The 21,974-nt window shown below is 32.6% G+C and carries 31 protein-coding genes and 3 pseudogenes; 17 read left to right on the forward strand and 17 right to left on the reverse strand.

Features of this window, described 5'->3' with window-relative positions; genetic code table 11:
- Positions 1-8: 8 nt before the first annotated feature.
- The 7 genes and pseudogenes from AC1DS7_RS12230 to AC1DS7_RS12260 all read left to right on the forward strand — a co-directional run bounded on the left by AC1DS7_RS12230 (position 9) and on the right by AC1DS7_RS12260 (position 4,866).
- Positions 9-410, forward strand: a complete 402-nt coding sequence (locus tag AC1DS7_RS12230; RefSeq protein WP_305926318.1) for a GNAT family N-acetyltransferase — start codon at positions 9-11, stop codon at positions 408-410.
- Between the two features lie 248 nt (positions 411-658).
- Complete coding sequence (locus AC1DS7_RS12235; protein ID WP_125930143.1) at positions 659-1,459, forward strand: AAC(3) family N-acetyltransferase; 801 nt, start codon at positions 659-661, stop codon at positions 1,457-1,459.
- A gap of 12 nt (positions 1,460-1,471) precedes the next feature.
- On the forward strand, positions 1,472-2,161 hold the full coding sequence (locus AC1DS7_RS12240; RefSeq protein ID WP_476999018.1) for a phosphopantothenoylcysteine decarboxylase domain-containing protein: 690 nt from the start codon (positions 1,472-1,474) through the stop codon (positions 2,159-2,161).
- A gap of 184 nt (positions 2,162-2,345) precedes the next feature.
- Entirely contained in the window at positions 2,346-2,819 is a 474-nt protein-coding gene (locus tag AC1DS7_RS12245; protein ID WP_002084932.1) for a tetratricopeptide repeat protein, read from the forward strand.
- 12 nt (positions 2,820-2,831) lie between these two features.
- A pseudogene (locus AC1DS7_RS12250) lies at positions 2,832-3,886 on the forward strand (hypothetical protein).
- 218 nt (positions 3,887-4,104) lie between these two features.
- Complete coding sequence (locus AC1DS7_RS12255) at positions 4,105-4,632, forward strand: ribonuclease FAU-1 family protein (protein ID WP_002013419.1); 528 nt, start codon at positions 4,105-4,107, stop codon at positions 4,630-4,632.
- 141 nt (positions 4,633-4,773) lie between these two features.
- Entirely contained in the window at positions 4,774-4,866 is a 93-nt protein-coding gene (locus AC1DS7_RS12260) for a putative holin-like toxin (RefSeq protein WP_001289318.1), read from the forward strand.
- A gap of 228 nt (positions 4,867-5,094) precedes the next feature.
- Here the strand turns inward: AC1DS7_RS12260 and AC1DS7_RS12265 are convergent, their stop codons facing one another.
- Entirely contained in the window at positions 5,095-5,916 is an 822-nt protein-coding gene (locus AC1DS7_RS12265) for an HNH endonuclease (RefSeq protein ID WP_476999002.1), read from the reverse strand.
- A gap of 149 nt (positions 5,917-6,065) precedes the next feature.
- On the opposite strand from AC1DS7_RS12265, the gene AC1DS7_RS12270 reads away from it, so the two are divergent.
- On the forward strand, positions 6,066-7,151 hold the full coding sequence (locus AC1DS7_RS12270) for an AI-2E family transporter (RefSeq protein ID WP_000837889.1): 1,086 nt from the start codon (positions 6,066-6,068) through the stop codon (positions 7,149-7,151).
- A 386-nt stretch (positions 7,152-7,537) separates the two neighbouring features.
- On the opposite strand, the gene AC1DS7_RS12275 is transcribed toward AC1DS7_RS12270, so the two are convergent.
- From AC1DS7_RS12275 to AC1DS7_RS12305, 7 genes are read right to left on the reverse strand one after another with little or no spacing between them, the layout of a single operon-like run.
- Positions 7,538-7,678 (reverse strand): YrzI family small protein, encoded by a 141-nt coding sequence (locus AC1DS7_RS12275; protein WP_002189927.1) that lies wholly within the window; start codon positions 7,676-7,678, stop codon positions 7,538-7,540.
- A 27-nt stretch (positions 7,679-7,705) separates the two neighbouring features.
- Positions 7,706-7,846, reverse strand: a complete 141-nt coding sequence (locus tag AC1DS7_RS12280) for a YrzI family small protein (RefSeq protein WP_000672237.1) — start codon at positions 7,844-7,846, stop codon at positions 7,706-7,708.
- Positions 7,847-7,872: 26 nt separating this feature from the next.
- Complete coding sequence (locus AC1DS7_RS12285) at positions 7,873-8,016, reverse strand: YrzI family small protein (RefSeq protein ID WP_002120145.1); 144 nt, start codon at positions 8,014-8,016, stop codon at positions 7,873-7,875.
- A 26-nt stretch (positions 8,017-8,042) separates the two neighbouring features.
- Entirely contained in the window at positions 8,043-8,186 is a 144-nt protein-coding gene (locus AC1DS7_RS12290; RefSeq protein ID WP_002013394.1) for a YrzI family small protein, read from the reverse strand.
- A gap of 26 nt (positions 8,187-8,212) precedes the next feature.
- Positions 8,213-8,356, reverse strand: a complete 144-nt coding sequence (locus tag AC1DS7_RS12295; RefSeq protein WP_215588258.1) for a YrzI family small protein — start codon at positions 8,354-8,356, stop codon at positions 8,213-8,215.
- A gap of 28 nt (positions 8,357-8,384) precedes the next feature.
- Positions 8,385-8,528: a YrzI family small protein gene (locus AC1DS7_RS12300; protein WP_000142704.1), complete on the reverse strand. Its 144-nt coding sequence runs from the start codon at positions 8,526-8,528 to the stop codon at positions 8,385-8,387.
- Between the two features lie 27 nt (positions 8,529-8,555).
- Positions 8,556-8,696 carry a YrzI family small protein gene (locus AC1DS7_RS12305; RefSeq protein ID WP_000156202.1) on the reverse strand — a complete coding sequence of 47 codons (141 nt, stop codon included), beginning with the start codon at positions 8,694-8,696 and terminating at the stop codon, positions 8,556-8,558.
- Positions 8,697-9,137: 441 nt separating this feature from the next.
- Between AC1DS7_RS12305 and AC1DS7_RS12310 the strand changes: the two are divergent.
- Positions 9,138-9,442: pseudogene (locus AC1DS7_RS12310) on the forward strand (DUF4825 domain-containing protein); the annotation flags it as partial.
- A pseudogene (locus tag AC1DS7_RS12315) lies at positions 9,437-9,556 on the forward strand (2'-5' RNA ligase family protein); the annotation flags it as partial. The pseudogenes AC1DS7_RS12310 and AC1DS7_RS12315, both read left to right, overlap by 6 nt.
- Positions 9,557-9,571: 15 nt before the next feature.
- On the opposite strand, the gene coaW reads toward AC1DS7_RS12315, so the two are convergent.
- From coaW to AC1DS7_RS12355, 8 genes are all read right to left on the reverse strand, one after another.
- Complete coding sequence (coaW, locus tag AC1DS7_RS12320; RefSeq protein WP_016101207.1) at positions 9,572-10,393, reverse strand: type II pantothenate kinase; 822 nt, start codon at positions 10,391-10,393, stop codon at positions 9,572-9,574.
- Positions 10,394-10,420: 27 nt separating this feature from the next.
- On the reverse strand, positions 10,421-10,819 hold the full coding sequence (locus AC1DS7_RS12325; protein ID WP_001021821.1) for a 3-hydroxyacyl-ACP dehydratase FabZ family protein: 399 nt from the start codon (positions 10,817-10,819) through the stop codon (positions 10,421-10,423).
- A gap of 54 nt (positions 10,820-10,873) precedes the next feature.
- Positions 10,874-12,073 (reverse strand): LL-diaminopimelate aminotransferase, encoded by a 1,200-nt coding sequence (locus AC1DS7_RS12330; RefSeq protein WP_002032510.1) that lies wholly within the window; start codon positions 12,071-12,073, stop codon positions 10,874-10,876.
- 176 nt (positions 12,074-12,249) lie between these two features.
- Positions 12,250-12,618 (reverse strand): hypothetical protein, encoded by a 369-nt coding sequence (locus AC1DS7_RS12335; RefSeq protein ID WP_002127817.1) that lies wholly within the window; start codon positions 12,616-12,618, stop codon positions 12,250-12,252.
- 179 nt (positions 12,619-12,797) lie between these two features.
- Entirely contained in the window at positions 12,798-13,100 is a 303-nt protein-coding gene (locus AC1DS7_RS12340) for a hypothetical protein (protein ID WP_000120186.1), read from the reverse strand.
- Positions 13,101-13,265: 165 nt separating this feature from the next.
- Positions 13,266-14,468, reverse strand: a complete 1,203-nt coding sequence (locus AC1DS7_RS12345) for an MFS transporter (protein ID WP_061690247.1) — start codon at positions 14,466-14,468, stop codon at positions 13,266-13,268.
- Between the two features lie 305 nt (positions 14,469-14,773).
- A complete protein-coding gene (gene exsC, locus AC1DS7_RS12350) occupies positions 14,774-15,208 on the reverse strand; it encodes an exosporium protein ExsC (RefSeq protein WP_016101210.1) in 435 nt (144 codons plus the stop codon).
- 170 nt (positions 15,209-15,378) lie between these two features.
- Entirely contained in the window at positions 15,379-15,531 is a 153-nt protein-coding gene (locus AC1DS7_RS12355; protein WP_078179002.1) for a YqbF domain-containing protein, read from the reverse strand.
- Between the two features lie 484 nt (positions 15,532-16,015).
- Here AC1DS7_RS12355 and AC1DS7_RS12360 point away from each other — a divergent pair, with 484 nt between their 5' ends.
- From AC1DS7_RS12360 to AC1DS7_RS12390, 7 genes are all read left to right on the forward strand, one after another.
- A complete protein-coding gene (locus AC1DS7_RS12360; protein ID WP_002127815.1) occupies positions 16,016-16,354 on the forward strand; it encodes a hypothetical protein in 339 nt (112 codons plus the stop codon).
- A gap of 218 nt (positions 16,355-16,572) precedes the next feature.
- The gene (locus AC1DS7_RS12365; RefSeq protein WP_002192837.1) at positions 16,573-17,358 is read left to right on the forward strand and encodes a class I SAM-dependent methyltransferase; all 786 of its coding nucleotides are present in this window, start codon (positions 16,573-16,575) and stop codon (positions 17,356-17,358) included.
- A gap of 69 nt (positions 17,359-17,427) precedes the next feature.
- The gene (locus AC1DS7_RS12370) at positions 17,428-17,616 is read left to right on the forward strand and encodes a DUF3970 family protein (protein WP_476999003.1); all 189 of its coding nucleotides are present in this window, start codon (positions 17,428-17,430) and stop codon (positions 17,614-17,616) included.
- 77 nt (positions 17,617-17,693) lie between these two features.
- The gene (locus AC1DS7_RS12375; RefSeq protein WP_476999004.1) at positions 17,694-18,659 is read left to right on the forward strand and encodes a nucleoside hydrolase; all 966 of its coding nucleotides are present in this window, start codon (positions 17,694-17,696) and stop codon (positions 18,657-18,659) included.
- A gap of 124 nt (positions 18,660-18,783) precedes the next feature.
- Entirely contained in the window at positions 18,784-19,026 is a 243-nt protein-coding gene (locus tag AC1DS7_RS12380; protein ID WP_002013368.1) for a GlsB/YeaQ/YmgE family stress response membrane protein, read from the forward strand.
- A 92-nt stretch (positions 19,027-19,118) separates the two neighbouring features.
- Entirely contained in the window at positions 19,119-19,514 is a 396-nt protein-coding gene (locus AC1DS7_RS12385; RefSeq protein WP_002084959.1) for a hypothetical protein, read from the forward strand.
- A 207-nt stretch (positions 19,515-19,721) separates the two neighbouring features.
- Entirely contained in the window at positions 19,722-19,868 is a 147-nt protein-coding gene (locus AC1DS7_RS12390; protein ID WP_431179583.1) for a chorismate mutase, read from the forward strand.
- Positions 19,869-20,727: 859 nt separating this feature from the next.
- On the opposite strand, the gene AC1DS7_RS12395 is transcribed toward AC1DS7_RS12390, so the two are convergent.
- Positions 20,728-21,840 (reverse strand): CotS family spore coat protein, encoded by a 1,113-nt coding sequence (locus tag AC1DS7_RS12395; RefSeq protein WP_476999019.1) that lies wholly within the window; start codon positions 21,838-21,840, stop codon positions 20,728-20,730.
- Between the last annotated feature and the right edge of the window lie 134 nt (positions 21,841-21,974).

Consider the following 21,974-nt stretch of genomic DNA (forward strand, 5'->3'; position numbering starts at 1 on the left):
GAGATAGGATGTTACAACGTGTTGAGTATTTAGAAATAGATCCCATTAAAAAAGTATTAAAGCATGCGACCGGTCCGAGTGAAGCGAGCTTATTTAAAGCAGTTTCAATGTATAAAAATGATCAGGCAGTGCTATATAAATATGGGAATAAGGGTTGCATAGGTATAGTGCTAATTCATACAAATAGAGCGAGAATGTGTCACATAGCTGTTGATGAAAAATATCGTAATCAAGGAATTGCACTTCAAATGATTAAAGAAATAATTAGGGAATATGAGTTAACATATATTGAGGCTGAGACAGATACAGAGGCAGTCGGATTTTACAAGAAATGTAACTTTAAGATTGAAAGTTTGGGTGAAAAATACCCGGGGATAGAAAGGTTTAATTGTTATTTAGAGAATGAATAAAATAAATAGCTCATCATTTGTGATGGGCTATTTCATATTAGTATAAATTAAGATTGCTAGATTGAAAGTTTTTGATTGTGTTCACCTTTCTATATTAATTTTAAATAAATACACCATAATTTAACTGTTTCCGATATGATAAAAACGACAGAGGTATAGTAATTGAAATGATTAAGTTAAAAATTAAGAAAAATATGATAATATATGTATGTATTAGTTTAAAGCAAAATGGGGGAACAATCGTGAAAATGAATGACATAGTGGCGAATACACAATTTCCAAATACAATCGAAACAATTACAAATGATTTAAAAGCATTAGGGATAGAAAAGGGAATGACAGTTATTGTACATTCTTCATTAAGTTCAATCGGTTGGATATCAGGCGGTGCAGTTGCCGTAGTAGAAGCGTTAATGAAAGTTGTTACAGAAGAAGGAACGATAATTATGCCGACGCAATCTTCGGATTTATCCGATCCAAAACATTGGTCAAGACCACCTGTACCAGAAGAATGGTGGCAAATTATTCGGGATAACGTCCCAGCATTTGATCCACGTATAACACCAACAAGGGCAATGGGAGAAGTAGTTGAATGTTTTCGTACATATCCGAATGTATTGCGCAGTAATCATCCACTCAGTAGTTTTGCAGCATGGGGGCAACACGCAGAAGAAATTACAGCGAATCATTCACTTTCCATAAGTTTTGGTGAAGAATCGCCATTACGAAAAATATACGATTTAGATGGATACATATTATTACTTGGTGTTGGTTATGACTCTAATACGTCTATACATTTATCTGAGGTACGTACAGGTGCACGCGAGTTAATAAAGGTAGGAGCACCTATTATAGAAGAAGGTGTAAGAGTATGGAAAGAATTCGTTGAAATGGATTACGATTCTGATACGTTTGTAGAAATCGGAGTTGAATATGAGCTTAAAGGAACAGTTACGCGTGGGAAGATAGGGAATGCGACGTGCCGTTTTATGAGGCAGCGTGATGCAGTTGACTTTGGAACAGAGTGGTTTCGTGCGAAAAATCAGTAAGGGATGGTTATTATGCAGGGGAAAAAAGTATTAATTACGAGCGGCGGCTGCCTAGAAAAATGGGATCAAGTACGTGGACATACAAATTTAGCAAAAGGTACGATTGGAAGAATTATTGCGGAAGAGCTAATGACAAAGGGCGCACATGTAATATATTTGCATGGCTATTTCGCTGAGAAGCCAATGGATGTAAATAACCAATTAGAATTGCACCCATTTGAGGGGATTATTGATTTACAAGATAAGATGAAAAGTATTATTACACATGAAAAAGTAGATGCAGTTATTATGGCTGCTGCTGACTCAGATTGGGTTGTCGAAAAGATTTGTGATCAAGATGGAAATGTTCTTAATATGAACGGAAAGATTTCAAGTGACATCGCTCCAATTATTCATTTTCAAAAAGCGCCAAAAGTATTAAAACAAGTAAAGAGTTGGGATCCAGAAACGATACTCGTTGGCTTTAAACTTGAAAGTGACGTAAATGAAGCAGAACTTATTGAAAGAGCAAGTAAAAGAATGGAAGATGCAAAAGCAAGTGTAATGGTAGCAAACTCACCGCATTCTTTATATTCTCGCGGTGCTGTGCATCACGTTATTGGACAAGACGGTAATGTGAAGTTATGTAATGGGAAAGATGAAACTGCAAAAGAAATTGTCAATATGTTAGAGCATTTATGTAATCGTATCACTACTATGTAGATTTAAGCTTTTAGAAAGAGATGCAGTCGCATAGTATATAATGGAGTTAATATTAAATTAGTGGGGGAACGTATCCCTCACTAATTATTAAATTGAATCAAATCAATGAAATAGGCCATTAGCTGCTCGTAAATGTGTAATACATGATATATGCATAATGAACATTTTGTGAGGAGTGGATTGTATGGAACATTTATTAAAGCAAGCTATTAAACTTAGAAATGAAAAGAAATATGCGCAGTCTAGAGAGATACTTATAGGATTAACAAACTTTACGAGGGATGCAGAAGTACTATATCAATGCGCTTGGATACATGATGTAATGGGTCTTGAAACGGAGGCGGTTCCGTATTATGAACAGGCAATTGCGAACGGACTTGATGGTGAATCCCTTTGCGGTGCGTATATCGGTCTTGGCAGTACGTATCGTTGTATAGGGGAATATGATAAAGCGATTACTGTATTAGAAGCAGGGATAAAGAAGTTCCCGGAAAATGACGTGATGAAAGTGTTTTTATCATTAGCAAAATATAACGTAAACGAACATGAAGAAGCGATGAAATTACTGTTAGAGACAGTTGTGAAAGTAGATGAGATAAAAGAATTTGAACGTGCTATTTCATTTTATAAAGACCATTTAAATGAGGTTTTTGAATAGAGGAGAGAAGGAATGAATCCATCAATTTCACGAAGGAAAAAGGCATTTGGATTGGACTCGTATCTTTAATTATGTTATCAAACTATTTATTGTATGCCCTGCCAATAGTGCCAGCTGCCCCGAAAGAAGTAGTCCTCGGTTCATTATTAGATTTTATGTTTGTAATTCCAGTCATCACATATTTCTTTATTATACGGAAAAGATATTCGTTAACGTATATGTTTCCTGTAGTTATAGCTGGGTATGTATTCGCAAGATTTATAATTCCTAGTGATTATTTACAAGCTTTTTCATTTGTTTCGTATGTAATAGTTGCTGGAGAAATTGTGTTCGTATGTTTTGAACTGTTTCTTATATATAAAATTATAAGAGTACTTCCTAAAATAATAAAACGATATAAAGAATATAGAAGTGAGTATTCTTCATTTTCTTATGCGATTGATGCAGCATTTGATGCTAATATGAAGAGAAGTAAGACAGTAAATATCATTCTAACAGAGTGTAAATTACTCTATTATGCTTTTTTATCGTGGCGTGAAAAAGTATTAGAAAGTGAATCCACATACTCATATCATAAAAAGACCGGTGCAATAGGTGTTTATATCATGATTATTCATGCAACATTAATTGAAAGTATCGGTTTTCATTATTTACTTCATCAATGGAATCCAGTAATAGCTTGGGTTTTACTCATCTTAAACATATATGCGATGTTTTATTTTTTAGCTGAAATACAAGCGATGCGTAAAAATCCAATTATCGTTGCGGAAGAAAAAATGATCATTCAAATTGGATTAGGAAAGAAAATCGTTTTACCATTTACACAAATTGATAACATTGTGTTTTATAAAGGCGAATCTTTAACGAAAGAAGAAGAGAAAGAGGTTCTTGACGCAACTGTTATGGAATTTATAAAGGAACCTCCAACTTTTGAAATAATGTTAAAAGAGCCAATTAAAGCGCAGTTGTTATATGGATTTTCTAAAACAGTAAGTCGTATTCACTTAAATGTAGACGATGAACGGAAATTTTATGATGTAGTTAAGGGAAAGTTAAAACATGAGTAAAGCTCCTAAATATCATCGTGCGTTTGGTGTATATGGAGTTTGTATTGAAAAAAATAAAAGACCATATATGAATTGTGGTTAATAAAATAGTAGTAGTTCATTAACTCCTTCCATTATAGAAGGAGTTTTTATGATGCGGAATACGGTATACTTTCTTAATCAGGAGCGTAAAGGATATAATTAAAAACGGACTATATGATAAAAGGGGTAACTAAAAAATGAATTGTTTACGTACATCAAGGATTGAAATTATAGAAAGAAAAATACGTTATGATTCTACAACTGTAGATCACGTTTGTTTATTAGTAGAAGCACAACCGAAGAGAATCGTACTATTTCATGAGGTACAGTATCCTTTTACTATGACAGCAAACGAAATAAAATTAACTATTCCTAAAGGTAGTTATACAACCGCATATTATTGGGAAGATCGTCCGTATAACCTATACATATGGAGAGATGATGCTGGGCATTATTTAGGGTCATATTTTAATATCATAAAAAACACACATGTAGGAAATGAGTTAGTAACATTTGAAGATTTAATCATTGATATTATGGTTCTTCCTAATGGTGAGTATTTCATATTAGATGAAGTCGAATTACCTGAGTCATTAGATCAATTTGAAAATGGTTATGTGAAAGAAGCTCTTAACGTATTAACGGATACAATTCATGTCTTCTTACCTCAAATGATTTTAGAAACGGAGACTATATTTAAACAGAAAGAGATTTTTTCTACATGAAAAATAAAAAAACTCGCAGCTTACTAGCTTGCGGGTTTTCGTCGTAAACTATTAGAAAATATGATAAAATTAAGAGGTAACTTATGGTACGGTTGGTTGTTCAATTATCACTTCTCCAAAGTAGGAGGGGGGTGATAATAAGTGAGTGAAATTGCGTTGTTATTGCAAGGTGGACTGTTTCTCATTGCATTGTTAACGTTTATTGTCGTCTTAATTGACAAGCTCAAAAAATAACAACCCACCTATGCCTATAGAATGTGGGTTGTTGTGTTTGGACGAAACAAATAGGATAAATGAACAATCCAATCTGCTAAGTTACGTGGACTAGTGTGTAGCCGCACACTAGTCTTTTTTATTTATATACAGGTTTTAATTGTTTTATGTGATTGTATTGTTCTTTTCACACTCATTATAACACAGTGTCTTTTCATGAAGAAAGGAGACCGTATGTTCCTATATGGATTAAATAGAACGTGTAGTTTCTTTAAATAGCCCATCCATATACTGTTTTAAACTTTCCACAAAAAATCCTTTTTTGTCTACATTATTTACGCCGACAATTGGTGATGGAAGATTGTATCTTTTTTCTGATAAATGAACAACAACATCAAAAATATCAAATAGGCGAATGAAGCAGAATAGACCGTCTTTATCACTAAGTAAAATAAAGTAATGGTTTTCGCTCGTTGTATTTAATGTATTCCATAAAGAGCTTTTGCTTAAGTCACGAACGATACTCTTTTCCTTTAATTCCATGAAATCGGCATTTAATAGAATGGTAGAAATATCAATCGCATCTGGATCGTCAAAGTAGCTATCAATTGTTTGTACAGCAAAAGTATAAGCCATTTTTAATACACTCATTTTATATTTACGGTTATCTAAAAGCAATTCACGTTGAATAGAACTAGCTACTTTTGTTACGCGCTCTTCTTTCCAAATTTCATTATGTAATGAAATATCGTGCTTTTTACATAGTTTCATAATTAATGCATTGGAATAAAGTATCTCATCACTTACTTCGACTACATCTGTCTCAGCGGCTGCTAGCTCCTCACCATGTTCATTCGTATAGAGAGGGGAGTCGATTTGTTTTTTCATTTGCTCAATCTTATATTGACTTAATTTATGTCTAATTAAAGGACGGTCAATATTTGTTGTCATATGTTCATGACAGGAATCACAAATTGAGTTTATGAAATAATATCCACATAATATCTCTGGAATGACATATTGTTCACTAAGTTCTTTCGTATCTTTTCTGCAAATGATGCATTGTGTCATATTTATCACCTTTACCTGCAAATTTGTCTGTAATCTCATTGTAGTGTATTTAATGGGATTTTGGAATATTGTAAAGGAAAATATTATGTGAAATCTAAGTTTAATTTGGTACAATGAAGAGAAGTGTTAGTTTAAAGGAGGACGTTTTTTTGAAATCGAAAGTGCACTTTTGGACATTAGAAGTGCTGATGGTTGTAGGAATTATATTTATTTGCACAAAAATATCGTTTCTATTTCAACCGATTGGTATCTTCATATCAACATTATTTTTCCCAATTTTAATCGCGTTATTTTTATACTTCATATTTAACCCATTGTTAGTCTTTTTGGAGAATAAAAAAGTACCTAGAGGTTTAGCGATCTTACTACTGTACCTTTTTATCATTACATTAACTGGAGTTGCTATTGGAGTAGTTGTTCCAACCATCTCACAACAGTTAATGGATTTAGTGAAAAATATGCCGACTTACATAAAAGAGGGAAAAGTATACATACAAGATCTATCCCATCATAGATTATTTGAATGGCTATCTACACAAAACTACGTTTCCATTGAGACAATTGAGAAAAATGCAATTGAATACTTAAAGGAAATACCAAACACACTTACGTCGAGTGCAACGGCTTTATTTGGTATTATCACGAACGTGGCGTTAGTTATCTTTACAGTACCGTTCATTTTATTTTATATGTTTAAAGATGGACATGCATTTCCAGGAAAAGCTGTTAGTGTATTACCAGAGTCTTACCGTGAAGAAGGACTTCGTATCATAAAGGAAACGAACGAAACATTATCTGCATATATTCAAGGTCAAGCGCTCGTTTGTATGTTTATTGGTGCCTTTACATTTACTGGTTATTTAATCATCGGTTTACCGTATGCTTTCGTTTTAGGAATTATCGCAGCATTTACAAATATAATTCCGAACTTAGGTCCATTTATCGGAGCAGCACCAGCTGTCATTATAGGTCTGTTCGTATCTCCGATGCAAGCTCTGTACGTAATTATTATAGTAACAATCGTACAACAGTTTGAAAGTAACATCATTTCACCGCGTATTATGAGTTCAAAATTAAATATCCATCCGTTGACAATTATCATCCTTATTTTAGGGGTAGGTAATTTCGCGGGAATTATCGGGATGATTTTAGCAGTACCAGCTTATGCGGTAACAAAAACAGTTGTTTCGAACTTAGTGAGATTGTTTAAGACGAAACGAAGTAAACGGAAATAGAATATGTTGAGAAAGATACACCGCTTAATAAAAAGGGGTGTATCTTTTATTTTTTAGTGTATGAAATACTTATTATTGTATATTTTTTACACATCAAATCAGGCGGTGAATTTTTGTTAAATAAACTTTATCCCGCTATTTGTGGGCAGTAAAACTCCCACCTCAAAATTCAGGTGAAGAAAAAAGAAGTTAGGTGGGAGATCAACTGCGCGTAAACGCCCGATTGGTGAGAGCTAATAATCAGTGGGGATGAACAAAACCCCCACTGATTAAAGTTTCACTTTATAAACTATGTGGAATCCCTCTGAACTATCCAAATCATTTCTTTACACCGCGTTATTAACATTATAATCGACTCCTTTCATTTCTTATATAAGTTCAAACAATTATAGGCGAGTGTAGTACTTGCTTCTACGATCACGAATTTCATCTATAATCTTTTTATACTGTTCCTCTTGTTTTACTTCATTTGCAGATATAGTTTCTTTTTGAATCGTAATGGTTAAAAAGAAAAGGTGAAACCTCATACATGAATTCCTCCTTTCGAATAGGAATTACAGGTGACTACAATAATGACTTTGTCGCTCTTTTACGTTGTACATAGCCTGCTCAATTTGTCGATCATGAAGCATATCAGACTCAGACAGTTTATTTTTTTGAATGGTAATCGTTAAAAATAATACTCTGAATTTCATTGGATTTTTGCCCCTTTATAATTTATTTAGTAAAGACGATTGTAATAAGAGGACTGGCGCTCTTTCACATCATCCATAATATTTTTAATTTGTTGTTCACGAGAAATTTCATCTCTTGAAAGTTTACGCTTTTGAATGGTAATCGTTAAAAAGAAAGCTTTGAATTTCATTAGGATATTACCCCTTTATAATTTATTTAGTAAAGACGATTGTAATAAGAGGACTGGCGCTCTTTCACATCATCCATAATGTTTTTAATTTGTTGCTCACGAGAAATTTCATCTTTTGAAAGTTTGCGTTTTTGAATGGTAATCGTTAAAAAGAAAGCTTTGAATTTCATTAGGATATTACCCCTTTATAATTTATTTAGTAAAGACGATTGTAATAAGAGGACTGACGCTCTTTTACTTCGTCCATAATAACTTTAATTTGTTGTTCACGTAAGATTTCAGCTTTTGAAGATTTACGTTTTTGAATGGTGATAGTTAAAAAGAAAGCTTTGAATTTCATTAGGAAATTGCCCCTTTAAAAAATATTTTTAATACATTTGTGTATAATACGAACTTTTAATGTCCGTTATTTTATCCATAGTTTGTTTTAATTGTTGTTTACGAAAGATTTCAGCTTCAGATAACGTTTTTTTCTGAAGTGCTGTCGTAAAAAAGAAAATATGAAAAGTCATAGACGAATTCCTCCTTTCGAAAAGGAATTACAGGTGATCGCAATAAAGCACTTGGCGCTCCTTAACATCATTCATAGCTTTTGTAATTTGCTCATTATGAAGAATTTCAGCTTTGGAAAGTGTATTTCTTTGAATCGTAATACTTAAAAACAATACGCTAATTGTCATCGAATGTTGCTCCTTTCTTTAAAAAATAATGTATGAGACTAAAAAATCGCACAAAAAAGCCACAGGAAGATGTCGTTCTCCTATGGCTGGGCGTGAAAAAGCCACAGGAAAGTATACGACCTCCTGTGGCGAATTTATGAATTAAAAGAAATAAAGTACGATTTTTAATTCTCCATTAGGGTGGTCGAATTCATATTTAATTGTCCGAAAAACACAGATGCAGTTAACACTAAAGTTAAAGCATGTAATTGTAATTTCATCATTTCCTTCGACCTCCTTTTAGAATATTTTTCTTACGTTAGTAATTATATACAATTAATGGATAATTGTAAACATAAAAATTGAAAATTTTTAATTTTGATTAAAATGCGTATATTTAAAAGGGCTTTTTAAAGGATACATTGTATAGATTGGATAATAAATAGAACTTGGTGGTGTCTAATGAACTATATGAATAGAATAGCAGGTATTATGCTAACAATTTTATTAGTTGTTACTGCTTGTTCTAATGGGGAGCAAATAAAAGAAATATCACATATTGAACCTGGGGCTTTTAAAAAATATACGGGGACATACGTTGGAAATAATTCCGACGTTATTGCGATTGTTACAAACTTACCTGGTGGTGAAACAGTTCAAAGTTTAAATTTAGAAAAAATGAGAAGGTCGCGGTGAAATATAGTGAGAAAAAGAACGGTAACTTAACAGAAGATATCATTGAGACGTATTTGTTTGATGAAAAGGATATTCCTAGTTTTCATGAGAAGTTAAATTGTGTAATTGATAGAATTAGTGTGGAACGAATTGGTGAGAATGGAGAATCAATTATTGAATTTGAAGTACCATTGCAAAAAAGCTGACAAAAGTCAGCTTTTTTATTTCGAACTATGAAGTAAAGCACCAATTGCACCACTATAACCGCCGTCTTGTAAAAAGACTGGTATTTTGTTTTGATATTCTGTATAGCTACTAATAATATTTTGAAGATGTACGTTATTACATAGAGTAGAACCGATGTAAATGATATGGTCAATATTTTTTGCTTCGGCGAATTGAAGACTTAATGCTGTGACGACTTCACCGACAAGTCCTTGAACGGTAGCTAGTATATCTGAACTACTATAATTTGAGTCTGTAATGGTCGCTTTTCCGAAATTGCTAGCAGTTAAGTTATTATCAAGAGGGGAGAGAATCCCACCATAAATATCTCCAACTGTAATATCTAGACTGTTTCTTGAACCAATTTTCGTAAGCGGAATCACGTCTTCAAAATGATCTATATTTGTTAATAGTTTTGAAAGACCCATAATAGTACCACCGCCAACTCCAGTTCCACCAGCGCGAACATATTGCTTGTCGTGAACATAGTGAATGGAAGTACCTGTACCGATATTTGTTAATACAAAGCTGTTTATAGCACGTTTTTCTTCTTTTAGTATGTATCGTACTCCTGCTAAAGTAGCTTCAAACTCGTTTAATTCTACTATTTTATATGAACTTGAAAGGAGTTGTTCTAACTGTGTAGCTTTACCACCTGTAATGCATAATTGTGTAATTGAATTATTATTATGAAGCCATTCTTTAATTCTTTCTTGTTCATATGAATAAAATTTTTCAAAAACTAATTTGTTCATTTCGTTAAAGTAAGCAATTTTTGTTAATGTTCCCCCAGCATCAATACCAACAACATTCCGCATTTCCCTACCCCTTACTATGTAATCTGTTTAATCAGCTTGATATATTAATAGCTTTTCAATGGTAACGATTGATTGACCGTTTACAGAGGCAATTCCTTTCCCAAGAACAAAACCTCGTCTGTTACGTGTTAATTCATAATGTAAGTCAAGTTTATCACCGGGATACGCATTTTCATGAAATTCCACCCCATCTAAAGAGGAGAGGAAACCAAGTCCTTCAGATTCACCTGTACTTACAAAAGCACTAAGTTGAGCGAGTGCTTCTACAATTAGCATATGAGGCATATAGTTTTGATTTTTATTAATAAACCACTCGTTATTTGTAATCAGTTTGTATCCTGTAGCCGATTGAGATTCTTTAACGTTTGTAATTTTATCAATCATTAAAAATGGATAGCGATGGGGAAGAGTATCTTTAATATTCATATCGTACCTCCAGGAATAATAATACCCCTGCTAAAGTTAAGCAGGGGGGTATTATTAATTCTTAACTAATTCTTCTATTTTTTCAATAGAGAAAATACCGCTGTTTTTAATGTTTTCAACTACTTCTTGTAATACTACTTTATCTTGAACAAGTGCAATACGTACAAAACCTTCGCCATGAGGACCAAATGCATGGCCTGGTGTGACAACGACATTTGCACGATCCATAAGTGCATAAGCGAACTCTAGCGAAGTCCATCCTTTCGGAATTTCAGCCCAAACGAACATACTTCCAGCTGGTTTATCGACATTCCAACCGAATTTGCGGAATCCGTCCACTAAAGTATCTCTACGTTCTTGGTAAATTCCACGGTTTTTTTCGCAAAATGCAGCGCCGTGTCGTAATGCAGCGGATGCAGCTTTTTGAATTGGTAAAAACACACCGTAATCTGTATTAGACTTAAATTGCGTAAGCGCGCCGACAATTCCTTCGTTACCAATCATATAACCAATACGGCTACCAGCTAAACTATAACTTTTAGATAAAGAATTAATTTCAACGCCAACTTCTTTTGCACCAGGTACAGATAAGAAGCTAATTGGCTTTTGACCATCAAAATAAAATTCAGCATAGGCAAAATCATGGACAACGATAATATTATGTTTTTTCGCGAATGCGATTACATCTTTAAAGAAATCTTCATGTGCCATTGCTGGAACTGGATTTCCTGGGAAGTTCAAAATCATCATCTTTGCTTTATTGGCGATTTCTTCAGGGATAACTTCTAAGTTAGGTAAGAAATCATTTTCTTTTTTTAATGGCATGTAGTAAGATGTTGCACCGGCCATTTGAATTCCTGTTTCATAAGCTGTATATCCTGGATCAGGAACTAGTATTATATCTCCCGGATTTGCAAAAACCATAGGTAAATGAACGAGTCCGTCTTGTGAACCCATTAATAATAAAACTTCTTTTTCAGCATTTAATATAACGTTATGAGTGTTGTTGTAATATTCAGTTACAGCTTCGTGAAATTCTTGAATACCAGATAATGTATATCCGTAACTTTCTTTTGCACTTGCTGTATGTACCATTTCTTCTCTCACAAAATCAGCAGGAGGCATATCAGGATTCCCGATACTTAAATCAATCATTTTATGACCTGCTGCAATTTTCTCTTTTTTATAGGCCCCTAATTCACTAAATATAGAAGATTGGAATGCTTTCATTCTAGTTGCTAAAGTGTAAGTCATCAAAACCCCTCCTAAAAACAGTGTTTTCTTTCTGTATTTTTAATTATTCTGAAAACACATGTTTACATTTTATCATTTTTTTATGAAAATTAAAACGATTGACAAATTTAGAGGGAGGATAATAAGGGGAAATATAAAAATAACGTAGAAAATATTTTCTACGTTATAAATGAAGATTAATTGTTTGTTTTTTTATATGTACATGTGTTTTCAGTTGTAAAAAAGTATACATTTAATTCATTATCGACAACTTTTAAAGATTGATCCGATGTAAACGAGTTACCATAATCAATACGATACACGTTAGAATTTTTAACAAACGATCCTTTAAATAAATCCTCTTTTTTATTTGTTGTTTGCATTTCCACTAAATTGTGAACAACCTTTTCTTTCTTTTCTTCTTTCACAACTGTTTCAAATTTATAATATACAGGGCATTCACCTTTTTTATTATCAATGACTTCCCAAGAGCCGTATATATCATTATTGCTACATCCACTAAGTAGAACGATTAATATAGGGAAAATAAATAGAAACTTTTTCATTGTGTACTCCTTTCTTATTCGTTTTTATAAACGTGCGAATACGATAGGAATATTGTAAAAAATAAAGTTTAAATTTTCATAAAGAATTTTTAAATTTCACATAAAAATTTGGAGAAAGGTGAGATTTTTAAAATGAAAAGGCATGAATCTAGTGTAATGCTAGATTCATGCCTAGTACTCTATCTTATGTTATGTTTTTTGAGGATAAATGAAGCGGAAAGAAGAATGACAATTCCATTTACAATATATACATTTAAAATAACGAAGACTAGGTTAGCTACTCCCAAACCACCTTTATCGAATATAGATGTGAGTGCTGTAGTAGTCAAAAAGATAATGGGAGTTAACAATAAAAATAGGAAACCTGCAACAATCCTTCTTTTAAAGTTATTTTGAGATAAGGAAATGGCTAAAAAATTAAGGACGCCAAACATGACCAATGAAAAAAGAAGGATAATTAATAATTGGATGCCATAAGACATTTCCACAGCTCCTTTTTGAAAAATCTATAATTTATTTTATTCGAAAGTAGTAGGGGATACTCCTTTAAATATTTGAACTACATAAAGAAAATAGATTTTAATCCTTGAAATTCAAAAAGAATGGACCCAGTAAAATACGGGATCCATTCTTAAGAAGTATTAGTTTTATATATTCGCAGATTGTGACGTTTGTTTTTTAAATTGTTTCTGCTTAGATAAGGAAATAAAAATAATCAACAACGAAATAACTCCGAAGATGAGAACCATATATTGTAACCCAATCGTATCTAAGAAGAAGCCAGTTCCAAGTAAGACAATTTGGAACATAACTCTTTCAAACATATTACGGAATGAGAAGAGACGTCCGTGATAGCTTTTTTCGACTTTCGTTTGGAAAATTGTCGACATAATAGGGAAGAAGCAGCCTACACTAAATCCAAACAAACCAAATGAGGCAAGTGCCATCCATTTAATATCGCTAAAGAACAACGAAAGGTGTGCAAAAGCGGTACAAATTGCGAAGAAGTATAGTAACTTTTCAGGTTTGAAATGATCAGATAAACGTTTAATAACGAAGGCACCTAACATAAATGCTACACCTTCAATTGTATATATGAATCCTTTAATCGTTGGGTCATGTTGCATTTCGCTAATGTTAATAACCATTAAATTGAATCCAGCTATAAATAATAGAGGGATAATACTTAATATAAGTGCTGTAAAAGCAATAGGAATTCCTTTTAAAATACGAAATACTTCCATAAAACTATTATCTTTAGCTGATTGCTTACTTAATGTAGCGGATTTTTTATCTTCAAATTGTAGGAAGAAAGTTGAGAGGAATAATAAAGCGTATGCTGCCATTGAGAAGGCATACATATACTGTAAACTCATTACAACTAAAAGAATGCCACCTAGTGAAGTACCTGCAATACGAGCGATTGTACCGATATTCATATGTACACCGTTCATTTGTAATAGCTCATGTTCATTAACGATGAGTGGAATTACAGATTGTAATGCAGGGAAATAAAATGCCGCGGAAATTTGAAGTGCAATCATAAATGCAATCATGAAAGCGATACTTTCATATTGAATAGCGAAAAACATGAAAATAACACTAATAACACGACCAAATCCAGCGTAAAGAAGAACTTTCTTTTTTTCATATTGATCAATGACACGCCCAGCCATTGGACCGACTAGAACACCAGCTAACAGTCCGATAAATAATATAACGGATTTCATAAAATCAGAAGGGACGTATTTTTGCATAAATTCAAGATTACCAAGAATACCAAGCCATAACCCTAGACCAGCAATAAACTCCCCAATTAATACGATCCAAACATTTTTATTACGCCACATAATTTAAACCTCTCAGTCTTTTAAAATTAACAACTCGTATATAAAACCTCCTAATTTATTCATTATTTTTTAACGCGCTTTTTTTAGAGTCAGAGTCTATATTACGTGTTTCATTAGTGAATTTCAATCTTTTTGATTTGTTGAAAATTTGATTAATTATATGATGAAATAAGTAATTCAAAATGTGAAAAACTCTTGATTAAATACAAATTGAAAATAAAGAAAAACATAGAGAAAATAAAAAAGTGAGAACGTAGTTACTACGTCTCACTTTTCTCAAATGCAACATCAAACAATAGATTCCTTTAGCAACACTTATGATCTTGTCCAATAGCTAAACCACTAAAAGATAGAGGGCCAACAACGTCTGCACTTGCAGCATTTGTTAGATTTTCCACAGTTAATGAATATTCGTGAGTCCCGCAGCTTACATCTTTATCAATAGCTTGAAATGTTTGCGCGTAAAATTGCTCAGAATCTGTAGATTCAATCCCTACTTGAGCGTTGAAGATTTCTGTATTGTCACGGAAAATTCGGAATAAAACTTGTGAAATCTCAGTTATACCTTTAACCCCAACTGTAGCAATTAATTCTACTCGATTATTACGTGAATCTCTTCTTGAAATTTTTAATTTAATACTTGCTAGAATTGCTTTTTCTGGGGAATGGGGAATTACAAAAGTTGTTTCACCTGTTTTATTTAAAGGTTGAGTAGCTTGATAATCAATGATATGAGTCATATTCGTCACCTCCTCATATACTAAAATATGAAGGTAACGATGAATTAGCTTGGACATATACTATAAGATTTTAAGAGAATTGAGGAGTAATGTTGAATAAAGGGAGATAATATAAAAGCATCAAGAAAAAATCCCAATTATGAGAGTCATTTTTTGATGCTTTTCATACTTTAGGCGGAATATTCTTCTTTACGTACTTCGAAGAATTCATTCCGGCGTAAGTAATTAAAAATTTTTTCCGAAACCTCTTCTTCATGAGACACTAAGAATCGTTGATCAAAAGCATAGAAAGATTGACCTTTAATTAATTTTACGTAGTATATTTTACACGCCTCCTTTAAATTAGGATTCTTAAATACTTTATATTATGATGACCTATCTGGTTGTTAATAATACTTAAAGTTTCAAAGGGGAGAAGTATAAATTCAAAAAAACATTGAAATAGCTTACAAATCTGTAATGTTTTTGTCACCTTTGCCGATAGTTAAAATTAACCAGTATCTTCTATACTACAAATAGGTTCCATAAAACAAGGGGGTAGAAAGATGGAGGAAGTAATTGGAGAAGTTGTAGCAGGGATTTGTGAATTTGTAGTTGAAGTTACGGTGGATGTTTTAGGAGATTTAGTTTCTGGAAATGATGAAGAGAAAGAAACATTATAAAATTTGTAAAAAGTTTAAAGATAAACAATGTGTAAAAGCTGATTTCTAAAGGAAAGTCAGCTTTTATATTTTTTACATTATATTAATAATATCTAAATATTAATATGTTATAATATTAATGAAATCAATAAAGGAGCTGACCGATATGAATATGCCGAATTCTAGATGTGATGTACCTGATTCTAATACGATTGTAGCGAATATAAATGAAAAAGAATATCACTTTATAGTTCGTATACATCCACTTGCAGGAAAGATGATAGCGCTATTTGAAAATGGGAAAGAATATGGCTTGCTTGATAAGGAAATCGCTAGTAGGGATAAATTTATTAGGTCAGAGCTTACTAAGTTGAAGCATTTCAACATAGATATTCTTTATGATAGTCCTGGGTGGATATGGATTGGCATGGACCAATATGGATTGCATGCAAGAGAGGCTACTAATAGCGAAGTAGAAGTTATTGTGAAGTTACAGGGGGATTAGACGTGTAAGAAGATCCTCAAATTTAAGAGATACTTTGTGGGGGTGTGGGATAATTCCCCATAACCTTTTTTGTTTTGTGCTTAAAAATAAAAGAGTTAAATTTTTTTGATAGAAGGTCTCTAATACAAGAGACGAGATTAAACTAAAAGAGGATTTGAAATTATATAAAGAGAACTTATAAATTAAATATAATACTTTATAGAAAGAAGATGATAAAAGTGAGTAAAGAAGAACTTGTGAAACAACAATTTGGTAGTAATGCAGAGAAGTATGTGAAAAGTAAAATTCATGCAAAAGGACTGGATTTACAATATGTAGTTCAGCAAGTTGAAACTCGTCATAATACTCGTCTTCTTGATATTGCTACTGGTGGTGGACATGTTGCTAATTTGTTAGCCCCAATGTTCAAAGAGGTAGTCGCTCTTGATTTAACAGAAAAAATGTTAGAAAAAGCAAAAGGTTTTATAGAAGGGAACGGACATGAAAATGTATCATTTGTAGCAGGACATGCAGAAAGGTTACCATTTGCTGATGATTCCTTTGATACAATTACATGCCGAATTGCAGCACATCACTTTGTTGATCCTTTGCAATTTATTTTTGAAGTAAATCGAACGTTAGAAGATAATGGATTATTTATATTAATTGATAACGTTTCACCAGAAAATAATGAGTTTGATACATTTTATAACTTTATCGAAAAGAAGAGAGATCCAAGCCATGAACGAGCTTTGAAAAAAACAGAATGGATTACTTTATTAGAAAAACATGGTTTGCAAATGCAGTCATGTCATACTTTTGACAAGAAGTTCGATTTTGATTGGTGGTGCGATATGATGGATGTTCCTATGCAAAAACGTGTAAAGTTAACAGAGTGTATGATGAAAACATCAAATGAAATGCAAGAATTTTTCAAAATTCAATTTGGAAACAATAAAATAGAATCGTTTTATACTGAAATGGCACTGTTCGTATGTAAAAAAAGTTCAACATTAAAAAGATAAATTTCTTGCAGTCTTTCTGATGTACGATATACTTAGTACAGAGAAAATGAGAATTGAGGAATAGTAATAATGATTCGTGTACGTATTGAGGGAACTGAGGAAGAGATGCTTGAATTTTTAGAGAAAATGCCTGACATTCCTGKGTTTGAAAAAACACATATGAGAGAACCGAGAAAAGGGAATAATCCGAAATATGATTCAAGCAAAAGTGTACTAGCATATTTATCTTATAAAAAGATTGAAGTCGCCAATAAATAGGCGGCTTTTTTAATTATCTCTGTTTCACCGCCTTGTCTTTTTCGCATAATAATAATAGTAGATTATGCTGGAGAGGGGTGAGGAAAGTTAATAAAAAAATAATCTTTTTCGGAGATTTTGGTATTGATGATGCAGTAACGTTAATTTATGCGAATAAAACATGCAAATTAGATATTATCGGTATCGTTGCAGAGTATGGAAATGTATCAAGAGAAATTGTTACGGAAAATGTTTATTTTTTAGAAAGATACTATGCTACAAAAGTGAAGATTATTGAAGGTGCCAGTAGACCAATGACAGCTGAAGAACCTTTGTTTTTCCCTGAAATTCATGGGGATCACGGTTTAGGTCCAATTATTCCACCGAAAATGAGAATTTGTGACAGAGAAAATTTTTGTGAATTGATTAAATTAATTGAGCCTTGTCCAGAAGATATTATTATAGTGGCGACGGGACGATTAACAACACTTGCAACATTATTTTTATTGTACCCCAATTTAATGAATCGAGTATGTTCTTATTATATAATGGGCGGTGCTTTTCTATTTCCGGGAAACGTTACACCTGTATCAGAAGCTAATTTTTACGGCGATCCAATTGCCGCGAATATCGTTATGAAATATGCGCAGAATGCTACAATATATCCGTTAAATGTAACGCAGCGTGCTCTTATTACCCCTGAAATGGTCGATATTATTGATAAAGAAGGAACAGGGCAGGCGAAACTCATAAAGCCAATGATCGATTTTTATTACGAGAACTTTTACAAAAAAGAATATCCAGGTATTGGTGGAAGTCCGATTCACGATTTACTTCCGTTCATTTCATTTATAAATGATGATATTTTTGAATATAAAAAATCAGCAGTTTGGATAAGTACGACAAATGATGTAACGAGAGGTCAAAGTGTTGCAGATTTTAGAAAAATAGCTGAGCCGACGAGGTTTGATGATCGTCCTATACAAAGAATTGCCGTTGAATTCAATTATCAAGCGTTTAAAGACGAATTTATGAGAACAATATTGAAGCCAGATTGTCCTTAAAAGGTTGAGCAGATTTGAATGATTTTCATAAGACGAATAACTTACGAAAAATGAAACATAACTAATGGTAAGCAATTGTTTCTGATTATAATTTTTATCGTTCAAAAATAAAGGAGGTAATGATATGATTTGGTCTTTAATCGTTGGTGGTATATTAGGATGGTTTGCAAGTTTAATTACTGGGAAGGATGTACCTGGCGGTGTAATCGGTAATATTATTGCAGGTATTGTCGGTTCTTGGCTTGGTACAGCGTTACTTGGTAAATTCGGACCTGTTATAGGCGGATATGCGATTGTTCCGGCTTTAATAGGCGCGATTGTTTTGATTTTCATCGTAAGCTTTATATTCCGTGCAATGCGGAAATGAATACAGGGGACTGTTTACATTTGTAAGCAGTCCCTTTGTATTATGTTGTCTAATCTGTTATGCTACTGTTATACAATCAGGAGGTGTCAGCATTGAAATCATTTACAGTAAATTTTCATCAAGAGGATAATGCAAAGGCAACAACAGTACATAAATTAAGTGAAGAGGACTTCGAGAAAGCAACAGAAAAAGGTACTCGTCATCTATTTGATTTAGATACAAACGTTGGTTTCTTCGTATTCTTTGATGCTGAAGATACAGAAGGAAACGAGCAATACTTAATGTTACAATATGAAGGAGATCATGAAGAACCAAGTGCTTGCTACGGATTTGATTTGAAATTGTTCTATCAATTTTTAGCACTATACTTAAATGATCTTGAATTCCAAGGTGAGACAAATGAAGAAGAGGAAGAAAATGGTCCAATTCATCATTTAGCGCACTTACTTTACCATATCGTTGAAGATGGTAAATCTATCGAAGTATAAAATACATAATTGAAGCTGTCCTTAAATAGGACAGCTTTTTAAATTTTATTAAAATATAATTCCAAGTGCCGTTCCCTCAAGTCCTATAGGTTAAACAAGTTGAGATTGGAAATTCAATCTTTTCGGGGGAATTGTTTATTCCCTCCATGTTTCAGTCGCAACACTTCTGTTATAATTAGCGTAATTAAATTCATGGAGGCTATATCTATGCTCATAGATGTAAAACATTTTATTAAAACAGCAGGACTAACTATTATCACATCATTAAGTGGAGATAATACATTTGCTCACAATTTTGATAATGTAAAAAGTACTTTTTCTACATATTTAAAGAAGTTAAGATTCACCTCTTGATTTCATTTTTAGAGCAGTATTTAATAGTAGATTTATAGGCGATTGGAAATTCGGAATACGTATAGTAAAATGAGGTTGTAAGACAGGGGTTAAAGAACAAGAAGTCGGGTGGTTCTGATTCTCGTTCTTGTCATATTATTAGGTCCTTGAAAAGTCTTGGTTTGGTCGCCAAGGCTTTTTTATGTTTAAGATAGGAATAAAGCAGGTGGTACAAGTGTTAAATTACTGTCCTATTTTAGTTTTTAGGATTATGATGAATGCTTTGATTTACATAACAGAAAATAGATTTCTGGTAGCGACAAATGGTTTGATTAAATTCAAGAACAAAAGGGAAAGATTTATCTTTCTGTTAACAAGTAAAACAGTCTTTTACTGAGTAAAGGGTTCTGTAACAGGTTAAATCTAAAGAAGTTATTGATTGAAAATAAAAAGCATGACAATTTTATGTCATGCTTTTTATTTATATACGTCAAATTTAAATACTATAAGTGTACTTGATTTATGAATAGTTTGGTGTGATTTAACACATATAACTTTCTTTTGTCATATCCAGCTCCATATATAACTTTACATGTGTCATAGTAGAAAATACCTTACTTTATTTATATAAGAAAGATTTCTTAACCTCATTTTATTATTAAGGATAACTAGATTGTTTTTGATTCAGGTACTTTTTGTATCAAATTCAATTGGAACATCTCTTTTAATATCGCATTTCCTAACCATTCATAAAACTTAGACATATGGAATGTGCACCATAAAAATCACACGCTTTTCTCTAAGCGTCGCACAAATATTTTGATTTAATTTCAAAATTATATTTTAAATAGTAGATTTAGTTTACAAACATATCGAACAATCAATCGACTTGAAATTTATCTATTAATATATTTAGAGCCTTTGACTTTATCCTTTCATACTCCATTGCTTCAGTGAGTTCAGCAGCAAGTAGTGGTGATTTTCTGACGTATTTTTCACGGATTACATCATATAATTCGTATGGAAATAGCATATCAATAAACATGATTTTTTTTTGCTCGGCTGTTAAAGGAGAAACTGATTCATATGCATTAATCATAATGTTAAATTGGTCTTCGTTCCACGTACCCGTTGTATCTAATAAAGGAATAATCATTTTGCGTAAATCCCGAATCGGTAGATCGAACGAAACGGTGTCTAAATCAATTACCCAAATTTGATTATTCGTATCTAGTAAAGAATTTCCTGTACCATAATCTTGGTGGCATAAATTTGGGGATACGTGTAATTCTTCTGTCCACTCTCGATATTCAGACTCTAATAAACGTTGATACGTAAGTTTTGCTTCTGTAATAAAAGGATCGATTTCAGCTAAGTATAGTTGTGAAAAAGGGTCATCGATCAAGGTTGCAGATAGGTTTTTCCAAACCTCCATCTGTTGGAATCTTTTAATATAATGATTAGGCCAACGACCTAATTTTGTAAAGATAGGTATACCTGGTGGTGGCTTATAACCAATAGAAGCTAAGTGGAAATCTGCTAATCCCTTCATAATCATTTCAAGATCTTCTTGCATAGTCAGTTCAAAAGGTCTACCTTCAATCCACTCGTATAAAACAAATAAAAACGGACCGTGTTTTGTATAGAGTTGATTCCCTTTATTAGGAATTATATTTGGAACACGCATACCTTTTTTAGAAAGATAATCTTGAGCATGAATTGAAAATAAAGCTTTCTTTTCAGGGCGATGAATTCTTTTTAAACAAAATGGTCCATCTGAAGTATGAATTTTCCACACTAGAGCAAGTTGCCCACCTTGTATAAGTTCGATTGTAGTTGTATGAATATCCCAATGTTTAATCATGCTTTCTGCTAATGATATTAATTTTTGCTCCTCTTCAGGTGATAGTATATATTCCGCTTCCTCATTGTGAATTTCCAAATATGTCACCATCCTTTTGTATTCTCTTATTAGTTTATGGTGCATGGTCATTTTTGTTTGAGACATTCGCCTTTAAAACAAAAAAGTGATGTTTTGCCTAATTTAATTGTAATGAATAGAAAAAACAATGAATAATTCACAATGATAAAACTTATTCCGTAACATATATTGAAAAGAATTGTATT

The organism is Bacillus sp. P4_E1 (genome assembly GCF_056401715.1).

Bases quoted from the DNA above. Each gene is read 5' to 3' on its own strand.
- AC1DS7_RS12285 (WP_002120145.1), bottom strand. From the start codon at position 8,016: ATGAAATTCAAAGCTTTCTTTTTAACGATTACCATTCAAAAGCGTAAA.
- AC1DS7_RS12240 (WP_476999018.1), top strand. From the start codon at position 1,472: ATGCAGGGGAAAAAAGTATTAATTACGAGCGGCGGCTGCCTAGAAAAA.
- AC1DS7_RS12395 (WP_476999019.1), bottom strand. From the start codon at position 21,840: ATGACCATGCACCATAAACTAATAAGAGAATACAAAAGGATGGTGACA.
- AC1DS7_RS12245 (WP_002084932.1), top strand. From the start codon at position 2,346: ATGGAACATTTATTAAAGCAAGCTATTAAACTTAGAAATGAAAAGAAA.
- AC1DS7_RS12295 (WP_215588258.1), bottom strand. From the start codon at position 8,356: ATGAAATTCAAAGCTTTCTTTTTAACTATCACCATTCAAAAACGTAAA.
- AC1DS7_RS12300 (WP_000142704.1), bottom strand. From the start codon at position 8,528: ATGACTTTTCATATTTTCTTTTTTACGACAGCACTTCAGAAAAAAACG.
- AC1DS7_RS12230 (WP_305926318.1), top strand. From the start codon at position 9: ATGTTACAACGTGTTGAGTATTTAGAAATAGATCCCATTAAAAAAGTA.
- AC1DS7_RS12335 (WP_002127817.1), bottom strand. From the start codon at position 12,618: ATGAAAAAGTTTCTATTTATTTTCCCTATATTAATCGTTCTACTTAGT.
- AC1DS7_RS12330 (WP_002032510.1), bottom strand. From the start codon at position 12,073: ATGACTTACACTTTAGCAACTAGAATGAAAGCATTCCAATCTTCTATA.
- AC1DS7_RS12340 (WP_000120186.1), bottom strand. From the start codon at position 13,100: ATGTCTTATGGCATCCAATTATTAATTATCCTTCTTTTTTCATTGGTC.
- AC1DS7_RS12360 (WP_002127815.1), top strand. From the start codon at position 16,016: ATGAATATGCCGAATTCTAGATGTGATGTACCTGATTCTAATACGATT.
- exsC (WP_016101210.1), bottom strand. From the start codon at position 15,208: ATGACTCATATCATTGATTATCAAGCTACTCAACCTTTAAATAAAACA.
- AC1DS7_RS12255 (WP_002013419.1), top strand. From the start codon at position 4,105: ATGAATTGTTTACGTACATCAAGGATTGAAATTATAGAAAGAAAAATA.
- AC1DS7_RS12305 (WP_000156202.1), bottom strand. From the start codon at position 8,696: ATGACAATTAGCGTATTGTTTTTAAGTATTACGATTCAAAGAAATACA.
- coaW (WP_016101207.1), bottom strand. From the start codon at position 10,393: ATGCGGAATGTTGTTGGTATTGATGCTGGGGGAACATTAACAAAAATT.
- AC1DS7_RS12275 (WP_002189927.1), bottom strand. From the start codon at position 7,678: ATGAGGTTTCACCTTTTCTTTTTAACCATTACGATTCAAAAAGAAACT.
- AC1DS7_RS12265 (WP_476999002.1), bottom strand. From the start codon at position 5,916: ATGACACAATGCATCATTTGCAGAAAAGATACGAAAGAACTTAGTGAA.
- AC1DS7_RS12390 (WP_431179583.1), top strand. From the start codon at position 19,722: ATGCTCATAGATGTAAAACATTTTATTAAAACAGCAGGACTAACTATT.
- AC1DS7_RS12345 (WP_061690247.1), bottom strand. From the start codon at position 14,468: ATGTGGCGTAATAAAAATGTTTGGATCGTATTAATTGGGGAGTTTATT.
- AC1DS7_RS12380 (WP_002013368.1), top strand. From the start codon at position 18,784: ATGATTTGGTCTTTAATCGTTGGTGGTATATTAGGATGGTTTGCAAGT.
- AC1DS7_RS12235 (WP_125930143.1), top strand. From the start codon at position 659: ATGAATGACATAGTGGCGAATACACAATTTCCAAATACAATCGAAACA.
- AC1DS7_RS12280 (WP_000672237.1), bottom strand. From the start codon at position 7,846: ATGAAATTCAGAGTATTATTTTTAACGATTACCATTCAAAAAAATAAA.
- AC1DS7_RS12290 (WP_002013394.1), bottom strand. From the start codon at position 8,186: ATGAAATTCAAAGCTTTCTTTTTAACGATTACCATTCAAAAACGCAAA.
- AC1DS7_RS12325 (WP_001021821.1), bottom strand. From the start codon at position 10,819: ATGAATATTAAAGATACTCTTCCCCATCGCTATCCATTTTTAATGATT.